This is a genomic window from Agrobacterium sp. ST15.13.013, assembly GCF_027956525.1.
GTDB classification, from domain to species: Bacteria; Pseudomonadota; Alphaproteobacteria; order Rhizobiales; family Rhizobiaceae; genus Agrobacterium; species Agrobacterium salinitolerans.
The window spans coordinates 349,880-374,545 of record NZ_JAQKGP010000002.1; the positions used below are offsets into that span (position 1 = coordinate 349,880).

The following is a 24,666-nucleotide window of genomic DNA, read 5'->3' on the forward strand; positions in this document are numbered from 1 at the left end:
CGGAATGACCCGTTCCAATGCCTATGGAAGCAGCCAGCCGCGCTGGCTGTTTCCTTTTGTAGTGAGTGTCGTTTTCGCGCTGAGCGCCCTGCCGCTCGGGCGGCTCGCCTATACCGGCGTTATCTCGTCGCTGAATGGTGATATATGGCGGCTTCTGGCCGATCCCGCTCTTTGGGGCGCGTCGCTGAATACGCTCTCCACCTCGTTTTTCGGCATGCTGATTTCGCTCGCCATCGGCGGCGCCTTTGCGCTTGCGCTGACGCTCTGCGACATCCGCGGCAAGTCGATCTTAAGTTTCCTGTTCATGCTGCCGATGATGATCCCGCCGCAGGTGACGGCGCTGTCGTGGATCGGCATGACCGGCCCGTCGAGCACGCTGTTGAAGGCCATCGGCCTTGCGCCGGCACTGGGTTCGCCGCAGCCGCTTTATTCGGTTACGGGCATCGCGCTTCTGCTCGGTGTGCAGCATGCGCCGCTCGTCTATCTGTCGCTGCGCGCCGGTCTGCTGGCTTTGCCGCAGGACGGCATCGAGGCTGCCAAGCTCTCCGGCGCTTCGCCGCACCGGGTGCTGTTCGATATTATCCTGCCGCTGTCGACGCCGGGATTGATCGCCGGGGCGGCGATCTCCTTCGTCTCCAATGTCGGCAATTTCGGCATTCCGGCGATCCTTGGCATCCCCGCCTCGATCTTCACTTTGCCGACCTTGATTTACAGCCGTTTTGCCAGTTTCGGCACCAGCACATTCGGCGATATCGCCATTCTCTCCACCATGATCGCCATCATCTCCGTCGCCGGGCTTGCGCTTCAGGAACGGGCGATGAAGGGCAGGGACTATCGCATCATCGGTCTTTCCGGCAAGGCGGCGACATTCCGGCTTGGGCTGTGGCGGGTGCCAGCGGAGCTTGCCCTGTGGCTTGTGCTGTTCTTCATGCTGGTGGCGCCGCTGACGGCGTTGGTGGCAAGCTCGCTTGCGCCCGCCTATGGCGTGCCGCTCAGCCTCAAGACGGCGACGCTGCATGCCTATGAGGAGTTGCTCTATCGGCAGAGCGTGACCCGCACGGCGTTCCGCAATTCGCTGTTTCTGGCGACGGCGACATCCTTATGTCTCCTTGCGGTGACGGTGCTGACGGCTTATTTCCTGGTGCGCGGCAAAAGCCGTTTCATGTTCCTGCTTTCGGCGCTGGTGGATATTCCCTATGCGTTGCCGGGGGTGGTGATTTCCGTCTCCTTCGTGCTGCTTTTCGCCGCTCCCATCCCGCTTGTCGGCATCACGCTCTACGGCACGATCTGGATCATTCTGCTCGCCTATTTCTCCTCCTTCTTCGCCGTCAGCCTGAAACCCATGGTCAGCGCCTTCCTGCAATTCGATCCATCGCTGGAAGAGGCAGCAAGGCTCTCCGGCGCCGGTTTCTGGCGGCGGTTGAAGGATATCATTCTGCCGCTGGTCGGGCCTGCGGCGGGCGCTTCGGTCATCCTTGTTTTCCTGATCGCCTGCAACGAGTTGACGGTGTCGGCGCTGCTGTGGTCCGCCGGCACGCAGACGCTCGGCGTGCTCATCTACAATCTCGATGACAGCGGCAGCTTCGATCTTGCCTCCGCACTTTCGGTGCTCGTCGTCATCATGGTGATTTTCCTCATGGCTCTGCTGGAAATTCTGGGGCGCTATCTGCCGAAAGGAGTGGTCCCTTGGCGAAACTGATCCTCAACCGCCTGTCGAAAAGTTTCGATGCCGGTTCAAAGCCAGCCGTCGACGATGTTTCGCTTACCGTGCGGGAAGGCGGTTTTCTCGCTCTGCTCGGGCCTTCCGGCTGCGGCAAGACGACCGTGCTGCGCATGATCGCCGGTTTCGAACAACCGACCGACGGTTCCATCCTGCTCGGCGAGCGGGTGCTGGCCGATGCCGGCAGCATGGTACCGCCGGAGCGTCGCAATATGGCGATGGTGTTCCAGTCCTATGCGCTGTGGCCGCATATGTCGGTTGCCGACAATGCCGGTTATCCCCTGAAGGTGCGCGGTATTTCGGGCGAGAAATATCGCGAGAAGGTGCGCCAGGCGCTGGCCGCTGTCCGCCTCGAGAGTTTTGCGGAGCGCCGTCCCGCCGAATTGTCCGGCGGCCAGCGGCAGCGTGTGGCGCTTGCCCGTTGCCTCGTTACCGAGCCTGACGTGGTGCTGCTCGATGAGCCGCTCGCCAATCTCGACCGGCATCTCAGGCAGGAGATGGAGGAGACGTTTCGGGAATTCCATGCCCGCTCCGGCGCAACCATGATTTACGTCACCCACGATCAGGCGGAAGCCATGGCGCTGGCGACCGATGTCGCCGTCATGTCGCAGGGCAAGCTGCTGCAGATTGCGCCGCCGGCGGAGCTTTATGCGCGGCCCGAAGGCAGGCTCGTCGGCTCGCTGGTGGGGCAGGGTGCTATCCTCCGCCTGCCGGTGCCGGACGGAGCATCGCGCGATCTCGACTGGGCCGGGCTTCGGGCCGCGATGGAGAGCGGCGCGCAATTACCGCTGGCGGATATTCTCGTGCGGCCGCAGGATGTGTTGCGGGATGCCGAGGGTATCGATTGCACCGTCACCTCGGTTCTCTACGAGGGGGAGCGGTATGCCCTTCGTCTCGATCTGCCGGATGGGCAGGCGCTCCGGGCCTATTCACGGGAAGCCGTGGCCATAGGCGACCGGTTGCCCGTTGCAATTCGTGCGGCATGGCGGCTTTAGGCTATTGGCGAGGCAGGGTTTGAGCGGCTAAGCTTTCCGTCCAGCAACAGGAACGAAACATGTCGCTTCGGCTCGCCACCTTCAATATCGAAAATCTTCTCACCCGTTTCGATTTCACCGGTTTTCGCAACCAGACGCGGCGCGACAGGGCGATCCAGCTCTTCGATATCAGGGATGAGGCGACCTATCAGGCGCTGGAAAGCGCGCGGATGGTGGCTTCCACCGACGATACGCGCCAGCTTTCGGCGCTCGCCATCGCCGATGCGGACGCCGATATCCTTTGCCTGCAGGAAGTGGACAACATGGCCGCGTTGCAGGCCTTCGAATATGGTTATCTCTATCGTATGGTCGGCAATGGCTACCTGCAGAAATATCTGGTTGAGGGCAATGACGGCCGCGGCATCGATGTGGCCGTCGTCATGCGCGAGGAGACGCGCGACGGCGACAGGATCGAGGTGGTCGATATCAAGAGCCATGCCGCGCTCACCTATCGCAATCTCGATCTCTTCAATCCCGCGCTTGCCGCCACAAACCAGATCGATGACAAGATTTTCAAACGGGATTGCCTGGAAATTGACCTCCGGATCGGCGGCAAACCGCTGACGCTCTACGTCACGCATTTCAAATCCATGACCAATGCCCGCGACGCAGTGGATGCGCGGCTCGCCACCATGCCGATCCGCGAGGCGGAGGCCATGGCCGTTCGCCGCATCATCGAAAACCGCTGGGGTGTGGGCAATACCCGCAACAAGAATTTCGCGATCTGCGGCGATATGAACGATTATCAGGAGCGCGTTGTGATTTCCGGCGACAGGCGCAGCGGCTACAGCTTCGCGCCGGTCGAGGAGGAGCGCAGTGCGCTCGATATCTTCACGGCCGATGGTTTCGTGGTCAATCCGATGACGCGCCGCGACGTCATGGATCGCTGGACGCTCTATCATTCGCGCGGGCCGCAGGAACAGCATCTGTGCCAGCTCGACTATATCTGGCTGTCCCCGCGTCTGGCGGAGACGAACGCTACACATGTTCCCGACATCATTCGCAATGGACAGCCTTTCCGGACGATATTCCCGCCTGGACAAGAGGTCGAACGTTATCCCCGCACCGGCTGGGATCGCCCGAAGGCTTCCGATCATTGCCCCGTGGTCATGACGCTGGATTTGATCTAGGCGATGCTCCTAGCCGTTCGCGACCTTTGGAAAATAGGTTGCCCAGACCCGGTTGCGGCCCGCACGCTTGGCTTCGTAAAGCCGGTCGTCGGCGATGGCGATCAACTCGTCCCAACTGTTGATCGCGCGTGCTTCCTGCCAGACCACGCCGAAACTTGCCGTCAGCGACAGGCCGCTTTGCGCGTCGATGGTCTGGGATTCGATCAGGCGGCGAAGGCGGTCGGCCGTCGCCGTCGCCGTGGCGTGGCTGACATTCTGCAACACGACGACGAATTCCTCGCCGCCGTATCGGGCAAGAATATCATCCTTGCGCAAAGCGCTGCGCAACAGGCTCGCGGTCTTCTGAAGCGCGATGTCACCCATGGCATGGCCGTAACGGTCGTTGATCGATTTGAAATGGTCGATATCGACAATCATCACGCCGAGCGACTGACATTGCTCCTCGCCCGTCAATATGGAGCGAACCGCCTTTTCGAGTGCGCGGCGGTTAAAAACGCCCGTCAGCGCATCGGTTTCGGAAAGGGTGCGCAACTGTTCGGCCAGCGCACGCTGCTGGTTTTCCATTTCGCCCTTCTGGCGAAGCTGTTCGCGCAGGAAATCCAGTTCCTCGAACATCTTCTTCACTTCCGGAGCAACCCTGTCCTCATGATTGCCCTCGGAAAGATCACCGCCGGCGATGGCGGCGATCTGCGCCTGAACGGATTGCATCGGCCGGAACAGCGCGGTTTTGTAAACCGATGTCAGCCGCAACAGCACCAGCACGGCAATGCCGGCGAGAAAGAGCGACGTTCCGCCGTAGATCAGGGCCTCGTGCTTTTTCCTTTCGATCCGTGCGCGCGTTTCGGACAGAATGAGGTCGCGCAACGTGTCGGACGACCGCATGCCTGCAATATAGTTTCTGGAGAATTCAAGAGCGCTTGGCTGGGCGGATGGCACGGCCATCACGATCGTATTCTGCGCGTAAAGCAAAGCCTGACTGAAATATTGGGTTTCAAGATCGCGCAATGCCGCGTCCAGTCGCGGCGTCGACAGATAGGCGGCGGTATAATTGGTCAGCGATGCTTTCAGCGACAGCAGGCTCTGCATCTCGGTGTCGAACTTGGCGCGATAACGGAGCTTTTCCTGCCTGTTCGCCTTGAGACTCATGATGACATAAGAGCCGAGGCGGCCGATCCGGTCCCGCATCACGCCCGCCGTACCCGTCAGTGCGATGTCGATCGCCACGTCGGGCGTTGCCTTGATGATGGCGCGTGCGGCCCTGCCGCGCAGCAGGTTGACGCTGTCCGCCGCCCTGAACATCGATGAAATCGCGTTGGACATCGCGCCGTGGTTGCGTATGTCAGGGGAGAGCGCGGCGACCTGATCGACCAGTTCTCGCGATTGTTTGAGAGCCTGGCGGGTTTCAGCAAGTGACTTCGCCAGTTCGGGCTGCGTTCTGATATCTTCGGTGAAAGATTTCTCCAGCTCCGACAGCTTGTCGTCCGTTGCCTTGCGCGCGGTCGCAAGCCCTTCGATCAGCCCCTCATCCGGCACGGATGCGCCCATCAGATTATTGGCGGGGCCTCGCTCTGCCGATACCAGCCATGCGGACTGGAGAGCGGTTTCAAAGCGGGTGAGCTGCGCGGCATTGGTGCGATAACGTATATAATTGTAGACGCTGGGCAGCGCGGCAAGGGTTGCCAGCAGGATTGAGCTTACGGCGATGATGATCGTGCCTGTCAGCTGGATTTTCTGTATGCTCGCGCGCATATGATGCGTTGTTCTCACTGGAATGGTCATGTTTCATCGCCATTCTAGTGACGCTGCGTAAATACTTCGCTTATTTTCCGGGCCCTTTGCTACAATCGCGATCATGCAAACAGACCGGCTGGCAACGGTGTGGAAAAGCGGTCTGTCGATGCCATGGCGTCAGTTTTTGCTTTACACCAAGTCAGAATCTGATAGTTGGCAAGGCACTGGCTTGCCCTTGTAGCTCAGTTGGTAGAGCACCTGATTTGTAATCAGGGGGTCGCGGGTTCGAACCCTGCCGGGGGCACCAGTAAAATCAATCCCTTTATCTTGAAATCTATTTGCTTGAACGCGCCGCGTGACGGGCGGGCTTTGCGTCTGTCGTTGATGGTGGTTGAGCCCTGATGAAATTGAAATTTGCGGCTTCCGTCCTGCCAGTCCCGCGGGACTTTCGCTTCAGGAGGCCGGTCCTTCCCACTATAAGGCGAGATCGGCAAGGGCGGGGCGTCCGCCAGAGTTGTAAAGCCCGAAGGTTTAAGCATATTGTTCGGCGGATAAGTTGAGCAACAGCGGGCGCTTTCAATGGATGCATATGGTCATTTGCGGATATTGGTAAGCCTCATCCTCGGTCTGGCCATTACCAGGGTGTTGTCCGGACTTTCCAGAAGGCTGCAAGAGCCGCAGAAAACCGACCGTATGCATGCGCAGATCGTATGGTCGATTGCCCTTCTTCTTGGAGCTGTCCATTTCTGGTGGTGGGAGTTTGCCCTGCGGCTCATCCACAACTGGAATTTCTGGATTTATATCTTCGTTCTGGTCTACACGTCGCTTTTCTTTTTGATGTCGACGCTGCTTTATCCCGATCACATTCAGGAATTGTCCGAACGGGAAAGTTTTTTCGTGCGCAGGCGACATGCGTTCTTTGCCCTGTTTGCCACCTCGTTCGTCTTCGATCTGGTGGACACCTACATCAAGGGCAGGGAGCATTTCGAACAGCTTGGGCCATGGTATCTGGCAAGGATAGTCGGCGGTCTGCTGATTGCTGTCGTGGCGATGAGAACCGATAGCAGCCGCAAAATCATGTGGCTCGGTGTTATCTGGCTCTTCTTTAACGCCCTCTGGATAACGGCGATCTACAGCGACCTGTTCTAGTTCATTCAGCGGCAGAATAACCGGATCGCGAGCCGCGGCTGCAAGTAGAATGCGCAAGCGCACAATGCGGGGTGGCGGTTTCGACGAGGCCTACGGCTTTATGTGATAGAGCTTGTGTACGATAAACCAGTTGCCGTCGCGTTCCAGCAGGGAGAGATATTCGTAAAAATCCATACCGTCGAAACGGGTCGTCAGCTTCACAGAAGCGCTGTCGCCTTCCTTGTCGATGCCCATGATTTCAAAAGCGGGATCGTGATCGGGCAGGCCGCGTTCGCTTTTGCGCAACTGGTCGACAAAATCTTCCAGGGACAACCATTCGATTTCGCCTTCGAAGGTTCCGACGATGCTGGCGCGCGGATCGAAAACGTCGCGCATCAGGCTCTCATCCGCATAGGCCATGGCATGGACATAGTCCGTGACGGTCTGGGTAATCGTTTGCGGCATCGGATCGTCCTCCCTCCCAATCCAAAAGCCAAGCTTACACCCGTTGGCGTCTTTCCACCATAACCCCCTGAAAACGCGCCTGTTACGCTTCTCCCGGTGGTGTTTTCCGGCCGGTTGCGGCAGGCGCTGTGCAAAACCGTGCGGCATGTTTTGCACGGCTTTCCACAATTTTGTCCCGCCTGTCATTATAGTCGCCTTGGGTCGGACAAATTTCGGCATCAAGGGCTGTTCCGTCCGTTGCGATGCGGCGCGCCGCGAGGCTTTGTGTGGGCTTTGCCGGTTTAACCGCAGGGGCGGGGTGCCGCGCCGGGCGGAATTGGCCTATGATCCGCCCGCGTGCCAGACGGGAGCGGTGTTGGCGTGCGGGTAACAGTTTGCGTTTGAAGGTGTTTTTGTGATTGATCCCTATGTTTTGCTTGGCGTGGAGCGCGATGCCGACGAGGCGGCGATCAAGTCGGCCTACCGCAAGGTGGCCAAGGCCGCCCATCCCGACAGCGGTGGCGATGGCGAGCAATTCGCGCGCCTGCAGACGGCCTATGAGCTGCTGAAGGATCCGGTGCGCCGCAAGGTATTCGACGATACTGGCTACGATCCGCAGCTTGCCGACGCCAAGGACCTCAAGGGCCTGCTGATGCTGGAAACGCTGGTGAATGAATTCATTCTGGATGAGCGCGAACCCGGCAGTTTCGACCCCGTGGCCGCCATGCGCCGCAAGCTGACCGACGATATTCTGAAAAGCCGTTTCCATATTCTCGAGCTGGAACGGCATCGTACCCGGGTTCGCAAACATATGGACCGTCTGGGCCGCAAGCCGGAAACCGATGTGCTGAGTTCCATGCTGCGCGCCCGCAGCCAGTCCATCGCCGAAGCCATCCGCAATGCCGAAATCCAGATCGAGGCAATCGAGCAGGCCTATACGATGCTTGAAGGTTATTCCTACGAGCTGGAAAGCGTGACGCTGGCCGAGCCCTTGCTGAAAGGCGAGGCGGCCGAATAGACGACCGTTCAGGGGCCGTTGACGAGGGCGAGGATGAGTTGATGCACCCGCCCGCCGGGAGAAAGCTCGTCCCGGTCGAAATCGCGGCCGCGCTGGCGCTGCTCGTTGGAAAGCTCACCCAGGCGTTGTTGCAGAACGGCGCGCACCTTCTGGCATTTTGGATCGTTCTCCGCCCGCAGCCCGATGCTGAAGGCTTCGATCTTTTTCACCATGTCGAGAATGTGGTCACCATGGACGCGCTCGTGGGTCTCCACGCCGGAAATGAAGGTCCTCCAGCTGGCGGCGACGGCGGGCGGCAGATTGGCGGGCGCTTTCGGCCAGGTGTAGATGATGGTGAGATTGGGCCTCGCGGTGGCCAGCACGCAGGCGCCATCCGGCTGCGGACGATAGTCCCGCCGCCATGTCAGCTTGAAAGTGGTGTGGGCAATGGCCTGCACGCCGGCGGTCGGACCGCGCTCGCCGATCGACTGATAAAGCGCACCGCCCGTATTGCCGCTGATGGCATAGGTTTTTATCTGCTCGGCCGGTTTCCAGTCGGCCGCCTGCGCTGACAGCGGCAGGGCGCAGAGCGCGATGGTGGTGCTGATGGCAAAGGAAAAGAGGCTATTGGCGGGCACGCAACGATCCTTGGTGATTTGCGCGCCGAAGATAGGCGAGAGGCGCGCCGTCAGGCAAGTGCCGTCCGGCGGGGAGCGCCGGGTTTTCCGATAACTCGCCACATATGAAAACCCCCGCGACAGGGCGCGGGGGGACAAGCTTGCGGACTGCAGGGGTAATCAGTCGTCCAGCTTGTCGTAATCGAGCTTCGGAGCGTTCTGAAGCGATTCCTTTGTGGTGTCGACATAGGCCTTCCAGGTGCCGTTGTCGTTGTGAACAGCGACGGAAGCCGGGTCGAGCACCACATAGCTCTTGTCGATGCCGAGGAAGCCGCCGACACTGGCCACAAGGCCGATCACCGACTTGCCGTCGCCGATGACGACATCTTCGATTTCACCGATGTTTTCGTTCTGGGCGTTATAGATGTCCATGCCATCGAGCTGGGAGGCGGTAAGGTCGGTCTTCTGAACGTTGACGAACTTCAGCGGGGCGCTGGCCTTGGTGCCCATGGTAATACCGGGGCCGGACAAAGCGGCGTCCGCGCCGGCAGCAGGAGCAGTCGTGGCCGTCTGGGCAAAAGCCACGGAAGAGGAGAGCGCTGCTGCCGCAGCGAGAGCGATGACATTGATTTTCATGATGTTTCTTCCCTTTGTATGCTGAACGTTGCGTTCGGGGAGGAAACGATGGGTGGCGGATTTGGTTCCAGCTCCAAAGGGATATTAGTTAAGACATGGGGCTGTGAAGAAAAGCGCAGGCATCCTTGTATTTCCGAAAACCATTAGATAGAAATGCATCAATAGGTTGAATTTGGGGGGGGGTATGTCGTGCAATATGCGAACAGAAAAGTATCTGCGTATTCTATACATGCGCATGGAAAGAAATTTGATGGAAATTATGATGCTGTTTTTAAAGCGATATATGACATCGAGAAAACAGCTAGGTTTGTCAAGATTTCAAGTATGACTGTTGGAATTCCCGACGTTGTTCCATTGGATTCCGATTATTTTTTAACGTTCATAGAAGGAGAAGAGGGTGTTTAACCTCTAATTTTTGATTCTCAGACCGGAACCACTTATGAAAATGAACTAGAGGCCCATGAAATTCTAGTTTCGGCATCTCATGCTTTGGTTGTGCCGGCAAAACGGCGTATTCTTATAGAATACGTGAAGAGCGCTCCGAAAGCTCCCATTATGGAACGTGTAATTGAACAATTATTGCAGCGAAAATACGGTAGCGATTTTCGGATCAGTTTTTCGCCGATTGTAGAAGAAAATTTCATTAGAGAAATTAATAAATTTAAGCGAATTCGCGTGGCCTCATTGACGCTAATTAAACCCAACGCCGGATGGGATGATCACTATACAAAAATCTCTCAAATGCTTGAAGAATCGGGAGGCGAAAAGGCTGACCTTTCTGTCAGGGCAGGGCGAGGCGAATCGCTGAGTAAAAATGCCGGCATTGTTGAAGTGATTAAAGATGTCGCGAACGATCATCAGCCTTACTTAGTTGATGCAGAGATAGTTGGCACAAAAGAGGGAGAGGAAGTGGAAACACGCGTTCCTTTGAACCAGCATGTGGTTCATAGAAACATTAGTGTCCAAAAACAGAAAAATGGAAGCTTGAATGTCCTCAGGCTGCGTGAAAAGATGAGGGAACTTGTGGGCTCATTATTTTGATTGATTCCCTTTGGTCTTACGTTTCAGTTGAGGTAGCGCCGAGGTTCCATCGCATACTATTCACGAGTCATCCGTGGATAGCGGCAATTGGAGCGCTGGGGATTTGCGCCGGATATTTGCCAGTTGCCGCTGATACTAAATTCTATGATATATCTGGGTTATTTCTGACTTACGATACAGTCGTGATAGGATTTTGTGTCACGGCTATGGCGATATGCTTTTCTTTCTCGAAGAGATTTTCTGCAATTCTCTGTAGGGCGATGATTGCAGGATTTTCTGCATACGAAGATCTTATATTTGTATTTTCATGGACTTCTTTTATTCACATGATTTCATCTGTACTTATTATATTTACCTATTTTTCATTGGGTAATTTTTCTTTTTTTGATTTAATAAATAAAGGTTTTGACTTATTTCTATTTTTTATTTTATTTTTTCAGTTTTATTCAATGCTGCAGTTTTTTGTTACGATCGTCACCGTTCATCAAGTGGCGAAGCTATATGCGAAACTAGTTTCGTCGGAAAATTAAACGATTGTAGTATTTTATAATTGATGTGGCATTGGAGCCGTCATCGCAATTCTCCATCCACAAACTTCAGCGCGTCGATGATCGAAACCTTCCACACCGACCAGACGTGATCGCCATCGGTCACCCGCAGCTCGGATTTGCGTTTGTCAGCCTGCAGCGTCTCGTGCAGGGCGATGGCGCCGCGCCAGAGGAAGAAGCCGTCATCATCGCCGACGGTCAAATAGGTGGCGGGCAGATCCTCGTTTTCGGCGACATGCTGGGCGACGAGGGTGAAGACGTTTTTCTCGTTAAAGAGCCTCGCATCGAAAGGCGTGCCGAAGGCCCCGGAGAAATGGTCGCCGGTGGACGGCAGCACGATGCCGCTGGTGATTGTGGTGCGGTCGACCTGATGGAAAAAGGCGCTGTCCTGAATGAGCTTCAATTCGGCGGGCGTCTTGTCGAGATCGGAGACGGGGACGTTCTGCCAGATGGCGCCGGACAGGCTGGCGACGGCGCCATAGAGGTCCTCATGGCCATAGGCCAGATGCAGGGCGCCGAAACCGCCCATGGAGAGACCGGCAATGGCGCGGCCTTCACGATCCTTGCGCACGGGCAGGGTTTTTTCGATCTGGTGGCGCAGGTTACCCGTCAGCGCGGCTTCGTAGTCGCCGGGGCCGCCGACAGCGGCGGAATCGACGTACCAGCTGTTCTTGACACCGGGCATGACGACCACCAGCGGGCGAATGGCGCCTGCTGCGATGAGCGTGTCGAGGGTCTTTTCAATATTGCCGAGATCACGCCAGCTGTTCTGGTCGCCATCATGGCCGTGCAGCAGATAGAGCACCGGCCAGCCGTTTTCGGGCGGTACACCATCCGGGCGGTAGATATTGACGGGAAGCGGCGCGTTCAGGGCCGCGCTGTGGAAGGTGGCGTCTTCGATCTGGCCGGCAAGCGCTGAGTTACCGAACAGGAGAAGGAACGATGCGGCAAGGTAATGTCGATGCATATTCCTTCCCACTTCCAGCGTCGTTAACTGCATCCTTGCAACCTTCGCATACACCTTACCGCCCCGGCCGGCCCGTCTTGCCCTTGGTTCGGCTCTTGCGCTTCTGCTCCCCGGCATCCTCATAGGAACCCGCACCGATCTTGCCGCGGACCAGCGGTCTTGGATCGTCCGTGGTCCGTTCCGGCTGGCCCTCCATAAGCGGTGAGAAGCGTTTTCCGGCCTCGGTTTCGGGCTTGTCGGGCACCGCGCCGCGCACGGGCTTTTCGGTTCTTCCCACCGTCATCTCGTCCAGCGTGTTCCTGCGGAACAGCGGTTTTCCCGCATCCGAGCCAGGGCCCATTTCGTCAAGAGAGGGTTTGGCGAAGAGGGAGTTGCTGCTTTCGTTCACGGCGTTACCCCCCTCTGTCCTGCCGGACATCTCCCCCTCAAGGGGGGAGATCGACTCGTGGCGGGCGCTCGTTCCGCTTTTCCGGGACTTGCCGCCACCCTCGAGCGATTTGGCCTCTTCCTTCGCCATCGGGTCGTCCATGGTCGCCAGTTCGGCGGCCTTGAGGCGTTTGATTTCGTCGCGCAGGCGGGCGGCTTTTTCGAAGTCGAGATCGGCGGCGGCGTCGCGCATGGATTTTTCCAGCGCGTTGAGATGGGCCTGCAGATTGTTGCCGACCAGATGGCCGCCATCGGCGAAGCCCTTGCCGGAAACGCCAGAAATATCGGCCCTTACGTGGTCGCGCTCATAAACAGAATCAAGAATATCGGAAATCTTCGCCTTGACCGATTCCGGCGTGATGCCGTGTTCGGCGTTGTAGGCCATCTGCTTCTCGCGGCGGCGGGCGGTTTCCTCCATCGCCCGCTTCATCGAGCCGGTGATGTTGTCGGCATAAAGGATGACCTTGCCGTCGACGTTACGGGCAGCACGGCCAATGGTCTGGATGAGCGAGGTTTCCGAGCGCAGGAAACCTTCCTTGTCGGCGTCGAGGATCGCCACGAAACCGCATTCGGGAATATCGAGGCCTTCGCGCAGGAGGTTGATACCGACAAGCACGTCGAAGGCGCCAAGGCGCAGGTCACGGATGATTTCGATGCGCTCCAGCGTGTCGATATCAGAGTGCATGTAGCGGACGCGGACGCCCTGTTCGTGTAGATATTCGGTCAAATCCTCGGCCATGCGTTTGGTCAGCACGGTGCAGAGCGTGCGGTAACCCTTGGCGGCGGTCTCGCGGATTTCGCCGAGAACATCGTCCACCTGGCTGCGGGCGGAACGCACCTCGACCGGCGGGTCGATCAGACCTGTCGGGCGGATGACCTGTTCGGCAAAGACGCCGCCGGACTGTTCCATCTCCCATGAGCCGGGGGTGGCCGAAACCGCGACGGTGAGCGGGCGCATCGCGTCCCATTCCTCGAAGCGCAGCGGGCGGTTGTCCATGCAGGAGGGCAGGCGGAAGCCGTATTCGGCCAGCGTCGCCTTGCGCCTGAAGTCGCCGCGATACATGCCGCCGATCTGGCTGACGGAGACGTGGCTTTCATCGATGAAGAGAAGGGCGTTATCAGGGATATATTCGAACAAAGTCGGCGGCGGTTCGCCGGGATTGCGGCCGGTGAGATAACGCGAATAGTTTTCGATGCCGGCGCAGGAGCCGGTGGCTTCCAGCATTTCGATATCGTAGCGGGTGCGCTGCTCCAGCCGCTGGGCTTCCAGCAGGCGTCCGGCTTTCTCAAGCTCGGCGAGGCGGCCCTTCAACTCTTCCTTGATCGACTTGATCGCGCCATTCAGCGTCGGGCGGGGCGTGACATAGTGCGAATTGGCGTAAATCTTGACCGATTGCAGGTCGCCGGTCTTCTGGCCGGTCAGCGGGTCGAATTCGGTGATGGAATCGATCTCGTCGCCAAACATCGAGATGCGCCATGCGGCATCCTCTAGGTGGGCGGGAAAGATTTCGATGGTATCGCCGCGCACGCGGAAGGAGCCGCGCTGGAAATCCATGTCGCGGCGCTTGTATTGCTGGGCCACAAGGTCGGCCAGAAGCTGGCGCTGGTCCAGCCGGTCGCCCACCTGCATCTGGAAGGTCATGGCGGTGTAGGTTTCCACCGAGCCGATACCGTAGATGCAGGAAACGGAAGCGACGATGATGCAGTCATCGCGCTCCAGCAGCGAGCGGGTGGCGGAGTGGCGCATCCGGTCGATCTGTTCGTTGATCGAGGATTCCTTCTCGATGAAGGTGTCGGAGCGCGGCACATAGGCTTCCGGCTGATAATAATCGTAATAGGAGACGAAATATTCCACCGCATTGTCGGGGAAGAAATTCTTGAACTCCGAATAGAGCTGTGCGGCCAGCGTCTTGTTGGGGGCAAGGATGACAGCCGGGCGCTGTGTGGCCTCGATCACCTTGGCCATGGTGAAGGTCTTGCCCGAGCCCGTAACGCCGAGCAGGACCTGGCTGCGCTCACCGGAATTGATGCCTTCCACGAGGTCGGCAATGGCGGTCGGCTGGTCGCCGGCGGGCTGGTAGTCCGAGGCCATGCGGATGGCGACGCCGCCTTCGGATTTCGGCGGGCGGGCCGGCCGATGCGGCGTCCACAGCTTGCCGTCCTTGAACAGCGGATTGCCGCTCTCGATCAGCTTCGACAATGCATCCACGGTTGCGGTGACGGCGCCCGGCGCGAGGTTGGCCGCGTCCTCCAGCGATACGTCCATGCCGGCGACCGGATTGAGACCGGCGGCGGCGCGGGTTTTCGGATCGCTCGATGCGCCGATCGATACGCCGCGAGATGTCTTGGAGGCCGTGGTGTTTTTGGCCGTCTTCGACGCGGCGTTCTGCGCTTCCTTGCGCGCCTCGATCTCGATCTTCTTGCGGTGCTTGCCCGCCTTCGAAGCGATTTCGCGCTGGGTTTCCACCGAGCCGGCCTCGGCTTCAGCCTCAAGCTGCTTCACCCAATCGGCGACGCTGCCGCTGAGCGGCGCACCTTCGAATGACGATTGCGGAGCTTCCTCGAAGCCTTGACGCGAGGAGGTGGTGTTTTTCGGTGATCTGGCCATCGGCGAAATATGGAGGGAGTCACGCGCAAAGAAAAGGGGAGGCGGTGAAAAAATGAGTACAAAAAGGAAACGAAGCGGCGGAACGAAATTCGAATGGATGCGTTGCGTGGCGGCTGGAGACGTGCCTCAGCCGCGATTGTCGCTTTCCGAATATTCCAAACGCGCCTTGCAGATGCGGACATGGTTCTCATCGGCCCATTGCACCAGCAATTGCATCGGCACCAGAAACGAGCGGCCGAGATTGGTCAGCTCATATTCCACGCGCGGCGGTACCTGCGCATAGAGCGTGCGGCGAATGAAGCCGTCTTCCTCCAGCCGCTTCAGCGTGCGTGACAGCATCTGCTTGGAAATATCATCGATCCTCCGGTTCAGCTCGTTGAAGCGCAGAACGCCGCCCTGGAGGGCTTCGAGAACCAGCAGGCTCCATTGATCGCCGATGCGGTCCAGCACGTCGCGGATGGGGCAGGGCTGTTCGAAAGCGAAGATTTCCCTGGTCTGCGTATCCGGCATTGTCCTTACCCCCTTGCCCGTTTTTTGGTACCTTCAAGGTCATCGCCGTGTGACCAGATCACCGGCCCCTGACTTCTTGCGGCAAACCTCGCGATACCATAGCTTTGCTCTACGGTCTATTATTTAGACTAATGACGATAACAGCAGAGGAAACAAGCCATGGCTAAAATCGCACTCATCGGCGCTTCCGGCAATGCCGGATCCCGTATCCTGAAGGAACTTTCCGACCGTGGACACCAGGTCACGGCGATCGCCCGTAACCCCGAAAAGATCGCCGTCCTGCCAAATGTGGTGGCAAAAAAGGGCGATGTCTTCGATCAGGCAGCGCTTTCGGAGCTGCTGAGGGGTCACGATGCCGTGATCAGTTCGGTACACTTTACCGCCAGCGATGCCGCGACGCTGATCGAGGCCGTCCGCGCCTCTGGCGTTTCCCGTTATCTCGTGGTCGGTGGCGCCGGAAGCCTTGAAATTGCACCGGGCCAGCGGGTGGTCGACCTGCCGGATTTCCCGGCCGCCTACAAGGCCGAGGCAACGAAGGGCGCTGAATTCCTGGATCGGCTGAAACAGGAAAAGCAGCTCGACTGGACCTTCCTGTCTCCTCCGGCCGAATTCGTGCCGGGCGAAAGAACCGGCAAATTCCGGATCGGCAAGGATACGCTTCTGAGCAACGAGCAGGGCAGCCGTATTTCTTTCGAGGACTATGCCATCGCGCTTGCCGATGAAATCGAGAAGCCGCAGCATTCCCGCCAGCGTTTCACCGTCGGTTATTGAGAGGTATTACCCATGAATTTCGTGACACGCCGTCTCGCCATCGCTGCTCTTGCGCTCGCACCCGCGCTGATGGCCGCCCCCGTTCTGGCGGAAACCGCCAAGCGCGATCTGGCCCAGGAAGAAGCCAATCGCAAGCTGGTGGTCGAGTTCTACGACACCGTCTTCAACAAGCACGAGGTGGAGAAGGGCGCAGCCGTTATCGTCGACAGCTACAAGCAGCACAATCCGATGGTGCCTGATGGCAAAAAGCCGTTCGTCGACTACTTCACCGGCTTCTTCAAGGAAAACCCGCAGGCGAAATCCCGGATCGTGCGCAGCGCCACGGATGGCGATCTGGTTTACCTGCATATCCATTCCACGGACAAAGAGGGTGCTCGCGGAGCCGCCATCGTCGATATCTTCAGGGTGACGGACGGCAAGATCACCGAACATTGGGACGTCATCCAGCCGGTGCCGGAAAAGGCTGCAAACAACAATACGATGTTCTAGGGCAGACGTCTGCCAAAACGCCCGCAATTTAAAACGACACGGCCGGGGGATATTCTCCCGGCCGTGTTTTTTCAGGCTGCGCGTTGCTTCTGGCGGGACTGCACGATCTGATCCAGAACAAGCATGATCAACAGGCTTGCGCCAACCAGCGGGAACAGGATGCCGCCGATGGCGAGCAGGGCCAGCAGGCCGCGCAAGACGCGTTTTTCCTGCGGCAAAGGCGGCACGCCGAGTGACCCTTTCGGACGGCGTTTCCACCACATGACGCCGGCAGACACGGCAAGCAGCACAATGCCGATACAGGCCGCCAGAAGTACGATCTGGTTGGCAAGGCCATATTGCTGGCCCAGATGCACGTTGATGCCCCATTCCAGCGCCTTGCCGAGCGGGCCGTAATCGGCGTAGCTCATATCGATCAGCGGTTTGCCGCTATATTGATCGAGATGGATGACACGTTGCTGCGCCAGATCGTCGGGATAGACGGAGCCGCTATAGACGCCCGTCGGTTTTCCCGGCAGGGCGACAGCGTAACCGGCGGCAAGGCCGAGCGCGTCGAAACGTGCTATCGCCTCGTCGATCCCGATTGGCTGGCCTGCGGCGGAATGGGTGGATTCCGGTATTTTCGCCTGCTCCAGCGACCAGCTCGTCTTCGCGACGTGGTCGAGATGGTCTCCCGACATCGGAACATCGGTGCGAATGCCCGCCGGATATCCGAAGTTGCTACCATTCGCCCGTTCATTGACCTTGGCGCCCCAGACGCCCGACCAGGGCATGCCGGTGACCGCAAGGAAAACGATGAAAAAACCGACGAAAATGCCGGTGACGGCATGGGTATCGCGCCAGAATACCCGTTTTTTCGGTGTGCCGCGCACGGTCACGACACCGCCGGTCTGCTTTCGCGGCCACCAGAGATAGATGCCGGTAGCGACAAGAAGGATGGACCAGCCGGCGGCGATTTCGATCAGATAGCGGGCATAGGTACCGAAATATTTCAGGCTGTGGAGGTAGCGGATCGTCCACATGACGGTGCCGCGATCCGGGAGGGAACCGGCCACCTCTCCGGTATAGGTGTTGACATAGACGGCCCGCTTTCCATCCGCTGTATTGACGGTGATTTCCGTCGACGCGCCCGGATCGGCGGGGGTGGTATATTTGACGGCTGTGCCGGGAACGGCCGCAAGCGCTGCGGCCACGATCTCGGAAGGCAGGGCTTTCGGCGCGTTTTGCACCACCTCCACACGCTTCAGGTCCGCATGGATGAGATTATCGAACTCATCCCGGAAGAGATAAAGCGCACCGGTGACGGCGAGCGATATCATGAAGGGCAGGACGAGAAGACCGGCATAAAAATGCCAGCGCCATACGGCGCGGTAAAGATTTATGGACGAGGAATGCGCAGGCGCACGCTCGCCCTCGAAAGAGGTCGTAACGGACATGGATGTCTCCGCAAGAGAATTGATTTTCCGGCAGGCCGGACAGTGTTCTAGCGCTGCGGAGCGGAGGGAGGTGCGCGTGGGCGCGATTCCAGATTGGGCGGCGATGGCGGCAACGCCGCGTCGACGTTCAGGAAGGCGACTTCGACCGCGGGGAGAATATTGTCCGCGCGCTCGATGGGAATAACCGGAAGAGCGGCGGCCGTGGCCGAAGCCAGACGGCAGAGCGTGCCGCAGCAATCGTCGGCTATCTTGCCGGCCGGGTTCTGTTTGCCGGAGCCGCCTTCCGGCATATGGCTGGAGCAGATGATTTCATCTGCTGCGAGCGCGGCCATCGCCATGTTGCCGCTGGTCAGACCGTTGGCGAGACCCTGCAAAAGGAAAAGCAAAACCGCCAGCATGGCGATGGCGCCAGCCGAACTTTTGTCCTGCATGATCCTGCGAATGAATCCCATGCAGTCGCAATGTCACATTTGCGGAGAAATGTCACCGCGACACAATGACGGCAGGGTGCTGGCGCGCTTGCCGAGCATGCGGAGCGGCGCTGGACCCAGCGCCGCTCCGCCAATCATTCCGCTGCCGGAATGGGAGTGGGTTGTCCGTTCTCGTCCATCGCCACCATGATGAAGGTTCCGGCGGTGACTTTTTCCAGCTTGTCATAACGCGACCGCTGCGCCCAGGCTTCCACCGTCAGCGTGATGGAGGTGCGGCCAACGCGGGCGATATCGGTATAGATCGACAGGGTATCGCCGATCTTCACCGGCAACTCGAAGGCCATTTCCTTGACCGCCGCTGTGACCACGCGACAGCGGGAACGCTCCGCGGCGCGGATGCCGCTCGCCAAGTCCATCTGCGACATGACCCAGCCGCCGAAAATATCGCCGGCCGGATTGGCGTCGGCCGGCATGGCGAGCGTTCTGAGCGTCAGCTCGCCGGTCGGTTTGATGGTCTGGTCGGTCATGTTGAGATGTGCTCCGTGCGAATGACAAAGGCGCAGCATGCGTTGCGCTTTGCGATTTCGCAAGGAAGGGAAAGCGTCAGGACGACGCTTTGCCCAGAAATTGCTGCGTTGCATAAAGGGCGATGGCTGCCGCATTCGAAACGTTGAGCGATTTGATCTCGCCGGGCATATCGAGCCGGGCGAGCGCCGAGACGGTTTCGCGCGTTTTCTGGCGCAGGCCCTTGCCCTCGGCGCCCAGCACCAGCGCGATTTTATCACCGCTGAAGGTCTGTTCGATAGGGGCGGGGCCTTCGGAATCCAGGCCGACGGAGAAGAAGCCGAGCTTGTGAAGTTCGCCCAGCGCATCGGCCAGATTGGTGATCTGGATATAGGGAATGAGTTCCAGCGCGCCGGAGGCCGATTTCGCCAGCACGCCCGACTCGGTCGGGCTGTGGCGCATGGTGGTGATGACGGCGCCGGCGTTGAAGGCGACCGCCGAGCGCATGATGGCGCCGACATTGTGCGGATCGGTGACCTGATCGAGCACGAGGATGAGCGGGCTGTCCTTCAGCGCGCCGAGACGCTTGACCGGCAGCGGCCGGGTTTCCAGCATCACGCCCTGGTGGATGGCCTCGGGACCGAGCACACGGTCGATATCCTGAGGGGAGACCATCTCGACCGGGAAGGGCTGGGCATCCGCCTCGCCGATATCCAGCCGCGCAAAGGCGTTCTGGGTGACGGAGAGCTTGACGATCTGCCGTTCGGGATTGGCGAGTGCCGCACGCACGGTATGCAGGCCGTAAAGATGCACCTGGTCGGGCGCAAGCTGCGGCGGCTTCCAGTCGTCCGCGCCGCGGTTCTTGCGCTTCGGCTGCTGCGGGGTGGGAATTTCGCCGCGCTCGCGCTTGGCGTCGCGCACGGCGCGGCGCAGGTTGGCATAGTGCGTGTCGCGGGTGGATTTGTTCTTGGGATCGTCTTTGCTCATGGCGCCTTATATCTCCGGGACGAGGCGCGCACCAGCCCCCGCGATAATCCACAGGGCGGTAAAGAGGTTTGAATTTTTTCCCGAAAATTCGTGAATGGGCGTGTTGACAGAAACGAACGAGGCCGTCATATACGCGCCACAGACGACGCAACGGCGCTTCGCCGCAGCGAAATCTGAAGAGCTTGGTCGCTCGATCCTAGCAGAAAGCTGGAGGGATGCCCGAGTGGTTAAAGGGGACGGACTGTAAATCCGTTGGCTACGCCTACGTTGGTTCAAATCCAACTCCCTCCACCATTCTGCACGGATCGAAATCACCACCGCGGGTATAGCTCAATGGTAGAGCAGCAGCCTTCCAAGCTGAATACGCGGGTTCGATTCCCGCTACCCGCTCCAGCGACTCTTCCCATCATCACTCGATCTTCTTTTACGCTTATTTCGTCGCCCTGTTTTTTTCGGCGGAAACATGCGCCCGTCTTTGGGCACTTTTCGACGGTTGACACTTTTCAACTGTGGGATGGCGTTCCGCCTGCGCTTTGCGATGGGGTCTGACTGCATCTGTGGGTTTTGGCCATGCTCAATTGTCTTCAGTATGCCTCAAGAGCAGACTGGATTCGCAGTTTTTCCGCGTCCAGCTCGCTCAACTGTCCCATATGGGCCGTAATTTCCTCAAAGACCGAGGTCCGGTCCGTTTGCGACAGGCGCTCAACATGGCGCAGGGCGGAAATCACCTCGATCAGGTCAAGTCGCTCCTGCTCCAGCTTTTCCAGATTCCATAACATCGCGTTTTCCCCGTTGGCAGCTGCATGAACGGCTTGCGGGGATAAGGGTTCAGATCAATAGAATTTAAGGTAAATTTTATCTTCCCCGCATCGGCCCGGCTGGAGATCCAGCCCAGGCCTCGGTCTTTTCAATAGGGCGAGCGGCATTGCGTTCGTGTCCCGGCAGGCGCCATATAGCTGTTATCCGTGGGGTGATAGGACGTGTAACGCGCCGCACACCATTTTATATGGTTGATCTCGGCTGGCGACAAGGCGTAGCCGTTGGACACGGCCTCTTCACCTTTGCCCGCTGCAAAGGCAGAGGCGGGATAGCCTCGCTCATCTGAAGCCTGTGCCTGAACTTTGTAGGCCGGCGGTATGAGGCTCAGCGCGTTGGCGGGAACGACCGCAGCGGCAGATATCGCGACGCCAAGAGCGAGCGCGGAGATGGTCTTCGGCATCCTCAACATCGATAAATCCTCGTTATTCGTTCGGTATGCTAACGAAAACTTAGGAAATTCGTTCCGCTGGAGGCTTGACGTCACACGAAGACGTGATTCTGCGACGTCGGCTTCATCGGGAAAACGCTGTCCGCGATGAGCGCGTTTTATGCCCGTTCAACCGGACTTTGTATCCGTGCCGCACGGCTCGTTGACAAGCGCAAAATCCGGTCGGATAGTCGCCCGGCAATCATGCAAACGGGAGCCTTCAATGTTTAACAGGGTTGTCATTCTCTCATCCTTTGCGCTGCTGACATCGGCGGCGTTTGTCTCCCCCGCAGCCGCACTCACCATGAAGGAGTGCAGCGCGAAATATCAGGCGGCGAAAGCCGACGGGTCTGCCAAGGACGTCAAGTGGAACGACTATCGCGCCAAGTTCTGCGGCAGCGAGGCGGCAGCCGAGGATGCGGCCGACGACAAGCAGGTCGCGGCCACGACAGAAAAAGAGCCCGAAAAAGCGACGACAAAGGCCCCGAAGGGCGTCGCTTTTCCGCGTGCTGTCGATAAGAAATATTCAAGCGAGACGCCCGCAAAGGCACGCCTGAAAACCTGTGCCGACTCTTACCACAAGAACAAAAATGACGGCACGCTCGGCGATCTGAAATGGATCCAGAAGGGCGGCGGCTACTGGAGCCTGTGCAACACGGCCCTGAAGAGCTGAGACAGGCGGGCGGCTGGCCAAGTACCGCCGGCATTGGCGCGTTATCCGACACGGCTTCGGATAACGCGTTAGTCGTTGGGTCGCGATCGTTTCCCTTGGGCCTTTTTCCCTGCCGCCATTGGCCGGCAGATGCGGATAACGCATCTTGTCCGCGATCAAGACTTGTCGCGGATCAGTCCGTTTCTTGACGGTGGGAAATCCGTGGCTGGGAGCAACCCCGTTTTCGGGCGGGTAAAATCTGCGAATGGCTTGCGATTCAGTCTCTTGATAGAAAGATCTGATGCTGCGGGTCGATCCGCAGCCAGCAATTCAACGGCTGCGGCTGTCCGATGACGGTTCGCTGGCAATGTGGGCTGATGACCAGACGATTTCGAAACTATCTCACCGTGCTGGCCATATCGCTGTTGATGTGGACGGTGATCCTTGGCGTGGTTTATTGGCTGTTTCGATAGTTTTTACCAGGCCTACCGGCCTGAATGAAACCGCCGCAAGGCTTGTTTGGCGAGAAAGCCCCAGGTTCGCCTATGAGGCCGATATTCCCAAAAAATTTGAGGTGTTGAGAGACGGCCGCCCCATTTCGGCTTTGCTGGCGTGACCCTATGGTTCGGTGAAATCAGGAAAGGGTCATCATGAAAAAATCCGTTGCCGCGACATGCCTTGCAGCTTTCTCCACGTCGATTGCGACCGGCGCCATGGCTGAAGACCTGGTGATTCCGCTTCCGAAAGACACGACGGTCGAAAAGGTTGAGACCGTCTACCAATGCGCTGCCGACAAGGTGGAGGCCGTCTATTTCAATGCCGGTGAGATCAGCCTCGTTCGGCTGGGGCTGAAGGATGGCGTCACCGTTGCCGCAAATGTCATTTCCGGCTCGGGAGCGAAATATCAGGGCGGCATGTATGTCTGGTGGTCGAAGGGTGATGAGGCGGATCTTTACGATCTGATGGCCGATCCGCAGATGAAGCAGCCGGTTCATTGCATCGAGACCAAAAAACCCTAAACGTCTGCTCGTTTCCGCAAAGGAGCGGCGGCAGGGCGGTTTGTGACAACCTTGCCATGCCGCCGGTCAGCGTGGAAGTGCGCGCGCGGCGCGTTCAGCCAAGAACGAGCGACGCAAGAAGCGCCAGCAGGATGAGAGAACTGGCGACAACGCCGAGCCTCACCCTGCGAAGGCGGCGGGTACGTCCGCCGCTCCAGTCATAAGCCATTGGCAGCTTTACCTTTCTTTTTATTATTATGACTTATTGATTAGCTCCCTAGGCTTGCCCGTGCCTGACCTCAATTGCCAGAATCCATCGGCGAAAATTCACGATTTTCCTGTTCTCTCCCGATGTTGCAGCAAGTGCTTCGATTGATTCTTCCTGTCCCGCGACAGTGAGGCGGCTTCATGGGCGCAAGTCATGGAAAAGGCCCGGAAACGTTTGTTTTCGGGCCTTCTGTAGAAGCGTTTCTGGTAGCTGTTTCAACTCAGATAGGTCTGGAGATGGGGCAGAACCTCGAGCGTACCGTGATACAGCATGTTAAGGGCCACATAGATGATGACCATTAGGCCGAGATAGGAAATCCAGCGATAGCGGTGCAGCAGCTTGGCGACGAAGTTGGCGGCAAGGCCCATGAGCGCAATTGAAACGACGAGGCCGATGATAAGCACCGTCACATGTTCCTGCGCAGCGCCGGCGACGGCAAGGACATTGTCCAGCGACATGGAAACATCGGCGATGACGATCTGGGTCGCGGCCTGGAGAAAAGTCTTATGACCCTTGGTCAGGTCGGCCTCTTCGTCCGTCACCTCGTCTTCGATGGAACCTGCGGCCTCACGCAGTTCGACCCACATCTTCCAGCACACCCAGGCAAGCAGCAGGCCGCCGAACAATTGCAGGCCGACAATGGCGAGAAGCTGCACGGTGACGGCGGCAAAACCGATGCGAAGAACCGTGGCGGCGATGATGCCGACCAGGATCGCCTTGCGGCGAAGGTGAGCGGGCAGACCGGCTGCGGCAAGGCCGATGACGATGGCGTTGTCGCCCGCCAGCACGAGGTCGATTGCGATAACCTGTAGGAATGCCGTGAAGCCGGCGGCTGTGAAGATTTCCATGGGATGGTCCTGAGGCGGTGCAGAGGTCGCGAAGGAGGCGACGGATCGAGTTATGGCGTGGATGGCGCGCCCGCGACGGATTCCAGTCGCCCGTCTCTCCCCGGCGATGACATGTCCTTAAGCCATCATGCCGGTGCAGGTAAAGAAGTTGTGATGGAAATATCTTATTTAGTGATCGACTATTCCGTAGAAGGGAGCCGCCGGGCCGGCACTGGCTCCGTCCTCGCGACGGTTTGAATGTCGCAGATCAGATACCATATACGGGCCTCAAGGCACGCTTTGGGCGCGCGCGAAGACGCTTTCACAATTAAGTCTTGCGCATTCGCTTACAAAGCCTTAAACGGCGACACCAAACCGGTGCGCCGGGGAAACTACTTCACGTTCACAGGAAGCAATTCACATGGCAAAGAGCAAGTTTGAGCGGACGAAGCCGCACGTCAACATTGGCACGATCGGTCACGTTGACCATGGCAAGACGTCGCTGACGGCGGCAATCACG

26 protein-coding genes and 3 tRNA genes are annotated in these 24,666 nt (G+C 58.5%); 15 read left to right on the forward strand and 14 right to left on the reverse strand.

The window, feature by feature from the left end; all coding sequences use genetic code 11:
- Window positions 1-4 precede the first annotated feature (4 nt).
- The 3 genes from PL597_RS03500 to PL597_RS03510 are packed head-to-tail and all read left to right on the forward strand — an operon-like array spanning window position 5 to window position 3,884.
- Window positions 5-1,699 (forward strand): ABC transporter permease, encoded by a 1,695-nt coding sequence (locus tag PL597_RS03500; protein WP_271364603.1) that lies wholly within the window; start codon window positions 5-7, stop codon window positions 1,697-1,699.
- Complete coding sequence (locus PL597_RS03505; protein WP_269835026.1) at window positions 1,687-2,715, forward strand: ABC transporter ATP-binding protein; 1,029 nt, start codon at window positions 1,687-1,689, stop codon at window positions 2,713-2,715. Before PL597_RS03500 ends, PL597_RS03505 begins: the two co-directional genes overlap by 13 nt.
- A gap of 59 nt (window positions 2,716-2,774) precedes the next feature.
- On the forward strand, window positions 2,775-3,884 hold the full coding sequence (locus tag PL597_RS03510) for an endonuclease/exonuclease/phosphatase family protein (protein WP_269835025.1): 1,110 nt from the start codon (window positions 2,775-2,777) through the stop codon (window positions 3,882-3,884).
- 9 nt (window positions 3,885-3,893) lie between these two features.
- Here the strand turns inward: PL597_RS03510 and PL597_RS03515 are convergent, their stop codons facing one another.
- Window positions 3,894-5,633, reverse strand: coding sequence for a GGDEF domain-containing protein (locus PL597_RS03515; RefSeq protein WP_271364604.1), 1,740 nt, complete (start codon window positions 5,631-5,633; stop codon window positions 3,894-3,896).
- 213 nt (window positions 5,634-5,846) lie between these two features.
- Here PL597_RS03515 and PL597_RS03520 point away from each other — a divergent pair.
- Window positions 5,847-5,922 (forward strand) — tRNA-Thr (locus PL597_RS03520).
- A gap of 272 nt (window positions 5,923-6,194) precedes the next feature.
- Window positions 6,195-6,764, forward strand: a complete 570-nt coding sequence (locus tag PL597_RS03525) for a hypothetical protein (protein WP_271364605.1) — start codon at window positions 6,195-6,197, stop codon at window positions 6,762-6,764.
- A 90-nt stretch (window positions 6,765-6,854) separates the two neighbouring features.
- Here the strand turns inward: PL597_RS03525 and PL597_RS03530 are convergent, their stop codons facing one another.
- Window positions 6,855-7,208 carry a nuclear transport factor 2 family protein gene (locus tag PL597_RS03530; protein ID WP_137410646.1) on the reverse strand — a complete coding sequence of 118 codons (354 nt, stop codon included), beginning with the start codon at window positions 7,206-7,208 and terminating at the stop codon, window positions 6,855-6,857.
- 394 nt (window positions 7,209-7,602) lie between these two features.
- Between PL597_RS03530 and PL597_RS03535 the strand changes: the two genes are divergently transcribed.
- Complete coding sequence (locus PL597_RS03535; RefSeq protein WP_077981744.1) at window positions 7,603-8,205, forward strand: J domain-containing protein; 603 nt, start codon at window positions 7,603-7,605, stop codon at window positions 8,203-8,205.
- Window positions 8,206-8,213: 8 nt separating this feature from the next.
- Here the strand turns inward: PL597_RS03535 and PL597_RS03540 are convergent, their stop codons facing one another.
- Window positions 8,214-8,822, reverse strand: coding sequence for a DUF922 domain-containing Zn-dependent protease (locus tag PL597_RS03540; protein WP_137410645.1), 609 nt, complete (start codon window positions 8,820-8,822; stop codon window positions 8,214-8,216).
- A gap of 159 nt (window positions 8,823-8,981) precedes the next feature.
- Window positions 8,982-9,437 carry a PRC-barrel domain-containing protein gene (locus tag PL597_RS03545; protein ID WP_077981745.1) on the reverse strand — a complete coding sequence of 152 codons (456 nt, stop codon included), beginning with the start codon at window positions 9,435-9,437 and terminating at the stop codon, window positions 8,982-8,984.
- Between the two features lie 555 nt (window positions 9,438-9,992).
- Between PL597_RS03545 and PL597_RS03550 the strand changes: the two genes are divergently transcribed.
- The gene (locus PL597_RS03550) at window positions 9,993-10,478 is read left to right on the forward strand and encodes a hypothetical protein (RefSeq protein ID WP_271364606.1); all 486 of its coding nucleotides are present in this window, start codon (window positions 9,993-9,995) and stop codon (window positions 10,476-10,478) included.
- Window positions 10,479-11,048: 570 nt separating this feature from the next.
- Here PL597_RS03550 and PL597_RS03555 read toward each other — a convergent pair.
- The 3 genes from PL597_RS03555 to PL597_RS03565 all read right to left on the reverse strand — a co-directional run bounded on the left by PL597_RS03555 (window position 11,049) and on the right by PL597_RS03565 (window position 15,537).
- Window positions 11,049-11,993 carry an alpha/beta hydrolase gene (locus tag PL597_RS03555; protein WP_271364607.1) on the reverse strand — a complete coding sequence of 315 codons (945 nt, stop codon included), beginning with the start codon at window positions 11,991-11,993 and terminating at the stop codon, window positions 11,049-11,051.
- 55 nt (window positions 11,994-12,048) lie between these two features.
- Window positions 12,049-15,027, reverse strand: a complete 2,979-nt coding sequence (uvrB, locus tag PL597_RS03560; protein ID WP_271364608.1) for an excinuclease ABC subunit UvrB — start codon at window positions 15,025-15,027, stop codon at window positions 12,049-12,051.
- A gap of 126 nt (window positions 15,028-15,153) precedes the next feature.
- Entirely contained in the window at window positions 15,154-15,537 is a 384-nt protein-coding gene (locus PL597_RS03565; protein WP_142911505.1) for a winged helix-turn-helix transcriptional regulator, read from the reverse strand.
- Window positions 15,538-15,696: 159 nt separating this feature from the next.
- On the opposite strand from PL597_RS03565, the gene PL597_RS03570 reads away from it, so the two are divergent.
- Both PL597_RS03570 and PL597_RS03575 read left to right on the forward strand, forming a co-directional pair.
- Window positions 15,697-16,308, forward strand: a complete 612-nt coding sequence (locus tag PL597_RS03570; protein WP_271364609.1) for an NAD(P)-dependent oxidoreductase — start codon at window positions 15,697-15,699, stop codon at window positions 16,306-16,308.
- Between the two features lie 12 nt (window positions 16,309-16,320).
- Complete coding sequence (locus PL597_RS03575) at window positions 16,321-16,797, forward strand: nuclear transport factor 2 family protein (protein ID WP_271364610.1); 477 nt, start codon at window positions 16,321-16,323, stop codon at window positions 16,795-16,797.
- A 71-nt stretch (window positions 16,798-16,868) separates the two neighbouring features.
- On the opposite strand, the gene PL597_RS03580 is transcribed toward PL597_RS03575, so the two are convergent.
- From PL597_RS03580 to PL597_RS03595, 4 genes are all read right to left on the reverse strand, one after another.
- On the reverse strand, window positions 16,869-18,233 hold the full coding sequence (locus PL597_RS03580; RefSeq protein ID WP_271364611.1) for a PepSY-associated TM helix domain-containing protein: 1,365 nt from the start codon (window positions 18,231-18,233) through the stop codon (window positions 16,869-16,871).
- A 47-nt stretch (window positions 18,234-18,280) separates the two neighbouring features.
- Window positions 18,281-18,685 (reverse strand): DUF2946 family protein, encoded by a 405-nt coding sequence (locus PL597_RS03585; protein WP_269823590.1) that lies wholly within the window; start codon window positions 18,683-18,685, stop codon window positions 18,281-18,283.
- 113 nt (window positions 18,686-18,798) lie between these two features.
- Window positions 18,799-19,191 (reverse strand): acyl-CoA thioesterase, encoded by a 393-nt coding sequence (locus PL597_RS03590; protein ID WP_077981754.1) that lies wholly within the window; start codon window positions 19,189-19,191, stop codon window positions 18,799-18,801.
- Between the two features lie 76 nt (window positions 19,192-19,267).
- On the reverse strand, window positions 19,268-20,155 hold the full coding sequence (locus tag PL597_RS03595; protein ID WP_077981755.1) for a TrmH family RNA methyltransferase: 888 nt from the start codon (window positions 20,153-20,155) through the stop codon (window positions 19,268-19,270).
- Window positions 20,156-20,364: 209 nt separating this feature from the next.
- Here PL597_RS03595 and PL597_RS03600 point away from each other — a divergent pair.
- Window positions 20,365-20,449: transfer RNA gene (locus PL597_RS03600), tRNA-Tyr, on the forward strand.
- 25 nt (window positions 20,450-20,474) lie between these two features.
- A tRNA-Gly gene (locus PL597_RS03605) sits at window positions 20,475-20,548 on the forward strand.
- Window positions 20,549-20,739: 191 nt separating this feature from the next.
- On the opposite strand, the gene PL597_RS03610 is transcribed toward PL597_RS03605, so the two are convergent.
- Together PL597_RS03610 and PL597_RS03615 are read right to left on the reverse strand one after the other, a co-directional pair.
- The gene (locus PL597_RS03610; protein WP_271364612.1) at window positions 20,740-20,934 is read right to left on the reverse strand and encodes a hypothetical protein; all 195 of its coding nucleotides are present in this window, start codon (window positions 20,932-20,934) and stop codon (window positions 20,740-20,742) included.
- Window positions 20,935-21,062: 128 nt separating this feature from the next.
- Window positions 21,063-21,383 carry a BA14K family protein gene (locus PL597_RS03615; protein ID WP_077981756.1) on the reverse strand — a complete coding sequence of 107 codons (321 nt, stop codon included), beginning with the start codon at window positions 21,381-21,383 and terminating at the stop codon, window positions 21,063-21,065.
- A 241-nt stretch (window positions 21,384-21,624) separates the two neighbouring features.
- On the opposite strand from PL597_RS03615, the gene PL597_RS03620 reads away from it, so the two are divergent.
- The 3 genes from PL597_RS03620 (at window position 21,625) to PL597_RS03630 (ending at window position 23,072) form a co-directional block, all read left to right on the forward strand.
- Window positions 21,625-22,074, forward strand: coding sequence for a hypothetical protein (locus PL597_RS03620; RefSeq protein ID WP_077981757.1), 450 nt, complete (start codon window positions 21,625-21,627; stop codon window positions 22,072-22,074).
- Between the two features lie 280 nt (window positions 22,075-22,354).
- Entirely contained in the window at window positions 22,355-22,669 is a 315-nt protein-coding gene (locus tag PL597_RS03625) for a hypothetical protein (RefSeq protein WP_271364613.1), read from the forward strand.
- 34 nt (window positions 22,670-22,703) lie between these two features.
- A complete protein-coding gene (locus tag PL597_RS03630; protein WP_271364614.1) occupies window positions 22,704-23,072 on the forward strand; it encodes an MliC family protein in 369 nt (122 codons plus the stop codon).
- A 462-nt stretch (window positions 23,073-23,534) separates the two neighbouring features.
- Here the strand turns inward: PL597_RS03630 and PL597_RS03635 are convergent, their stop codons facing one another.
- Entirely contained in the window at window positions 23,535-24,167 is a 633-nt protein-coding gene (locus PL597_RS03635; protein ID WP_269826356.1) for a TerC family protein, read from the reverse strand.
- A 400-nt stretch (window positions 24,168-24,567) separates the two neighbouring features.
- Between PL597_RS03635 and PL597_RS03640 the strand changes: the two genes are divergently transcribed.
- Window positions 24,568-24,666 (forward strand): GTP-binding protein (locus PL597_RS03640; RefSeq protein WP_032451213.1); only part of this gene is annotated, 99 nt, incomplete at its 3' end.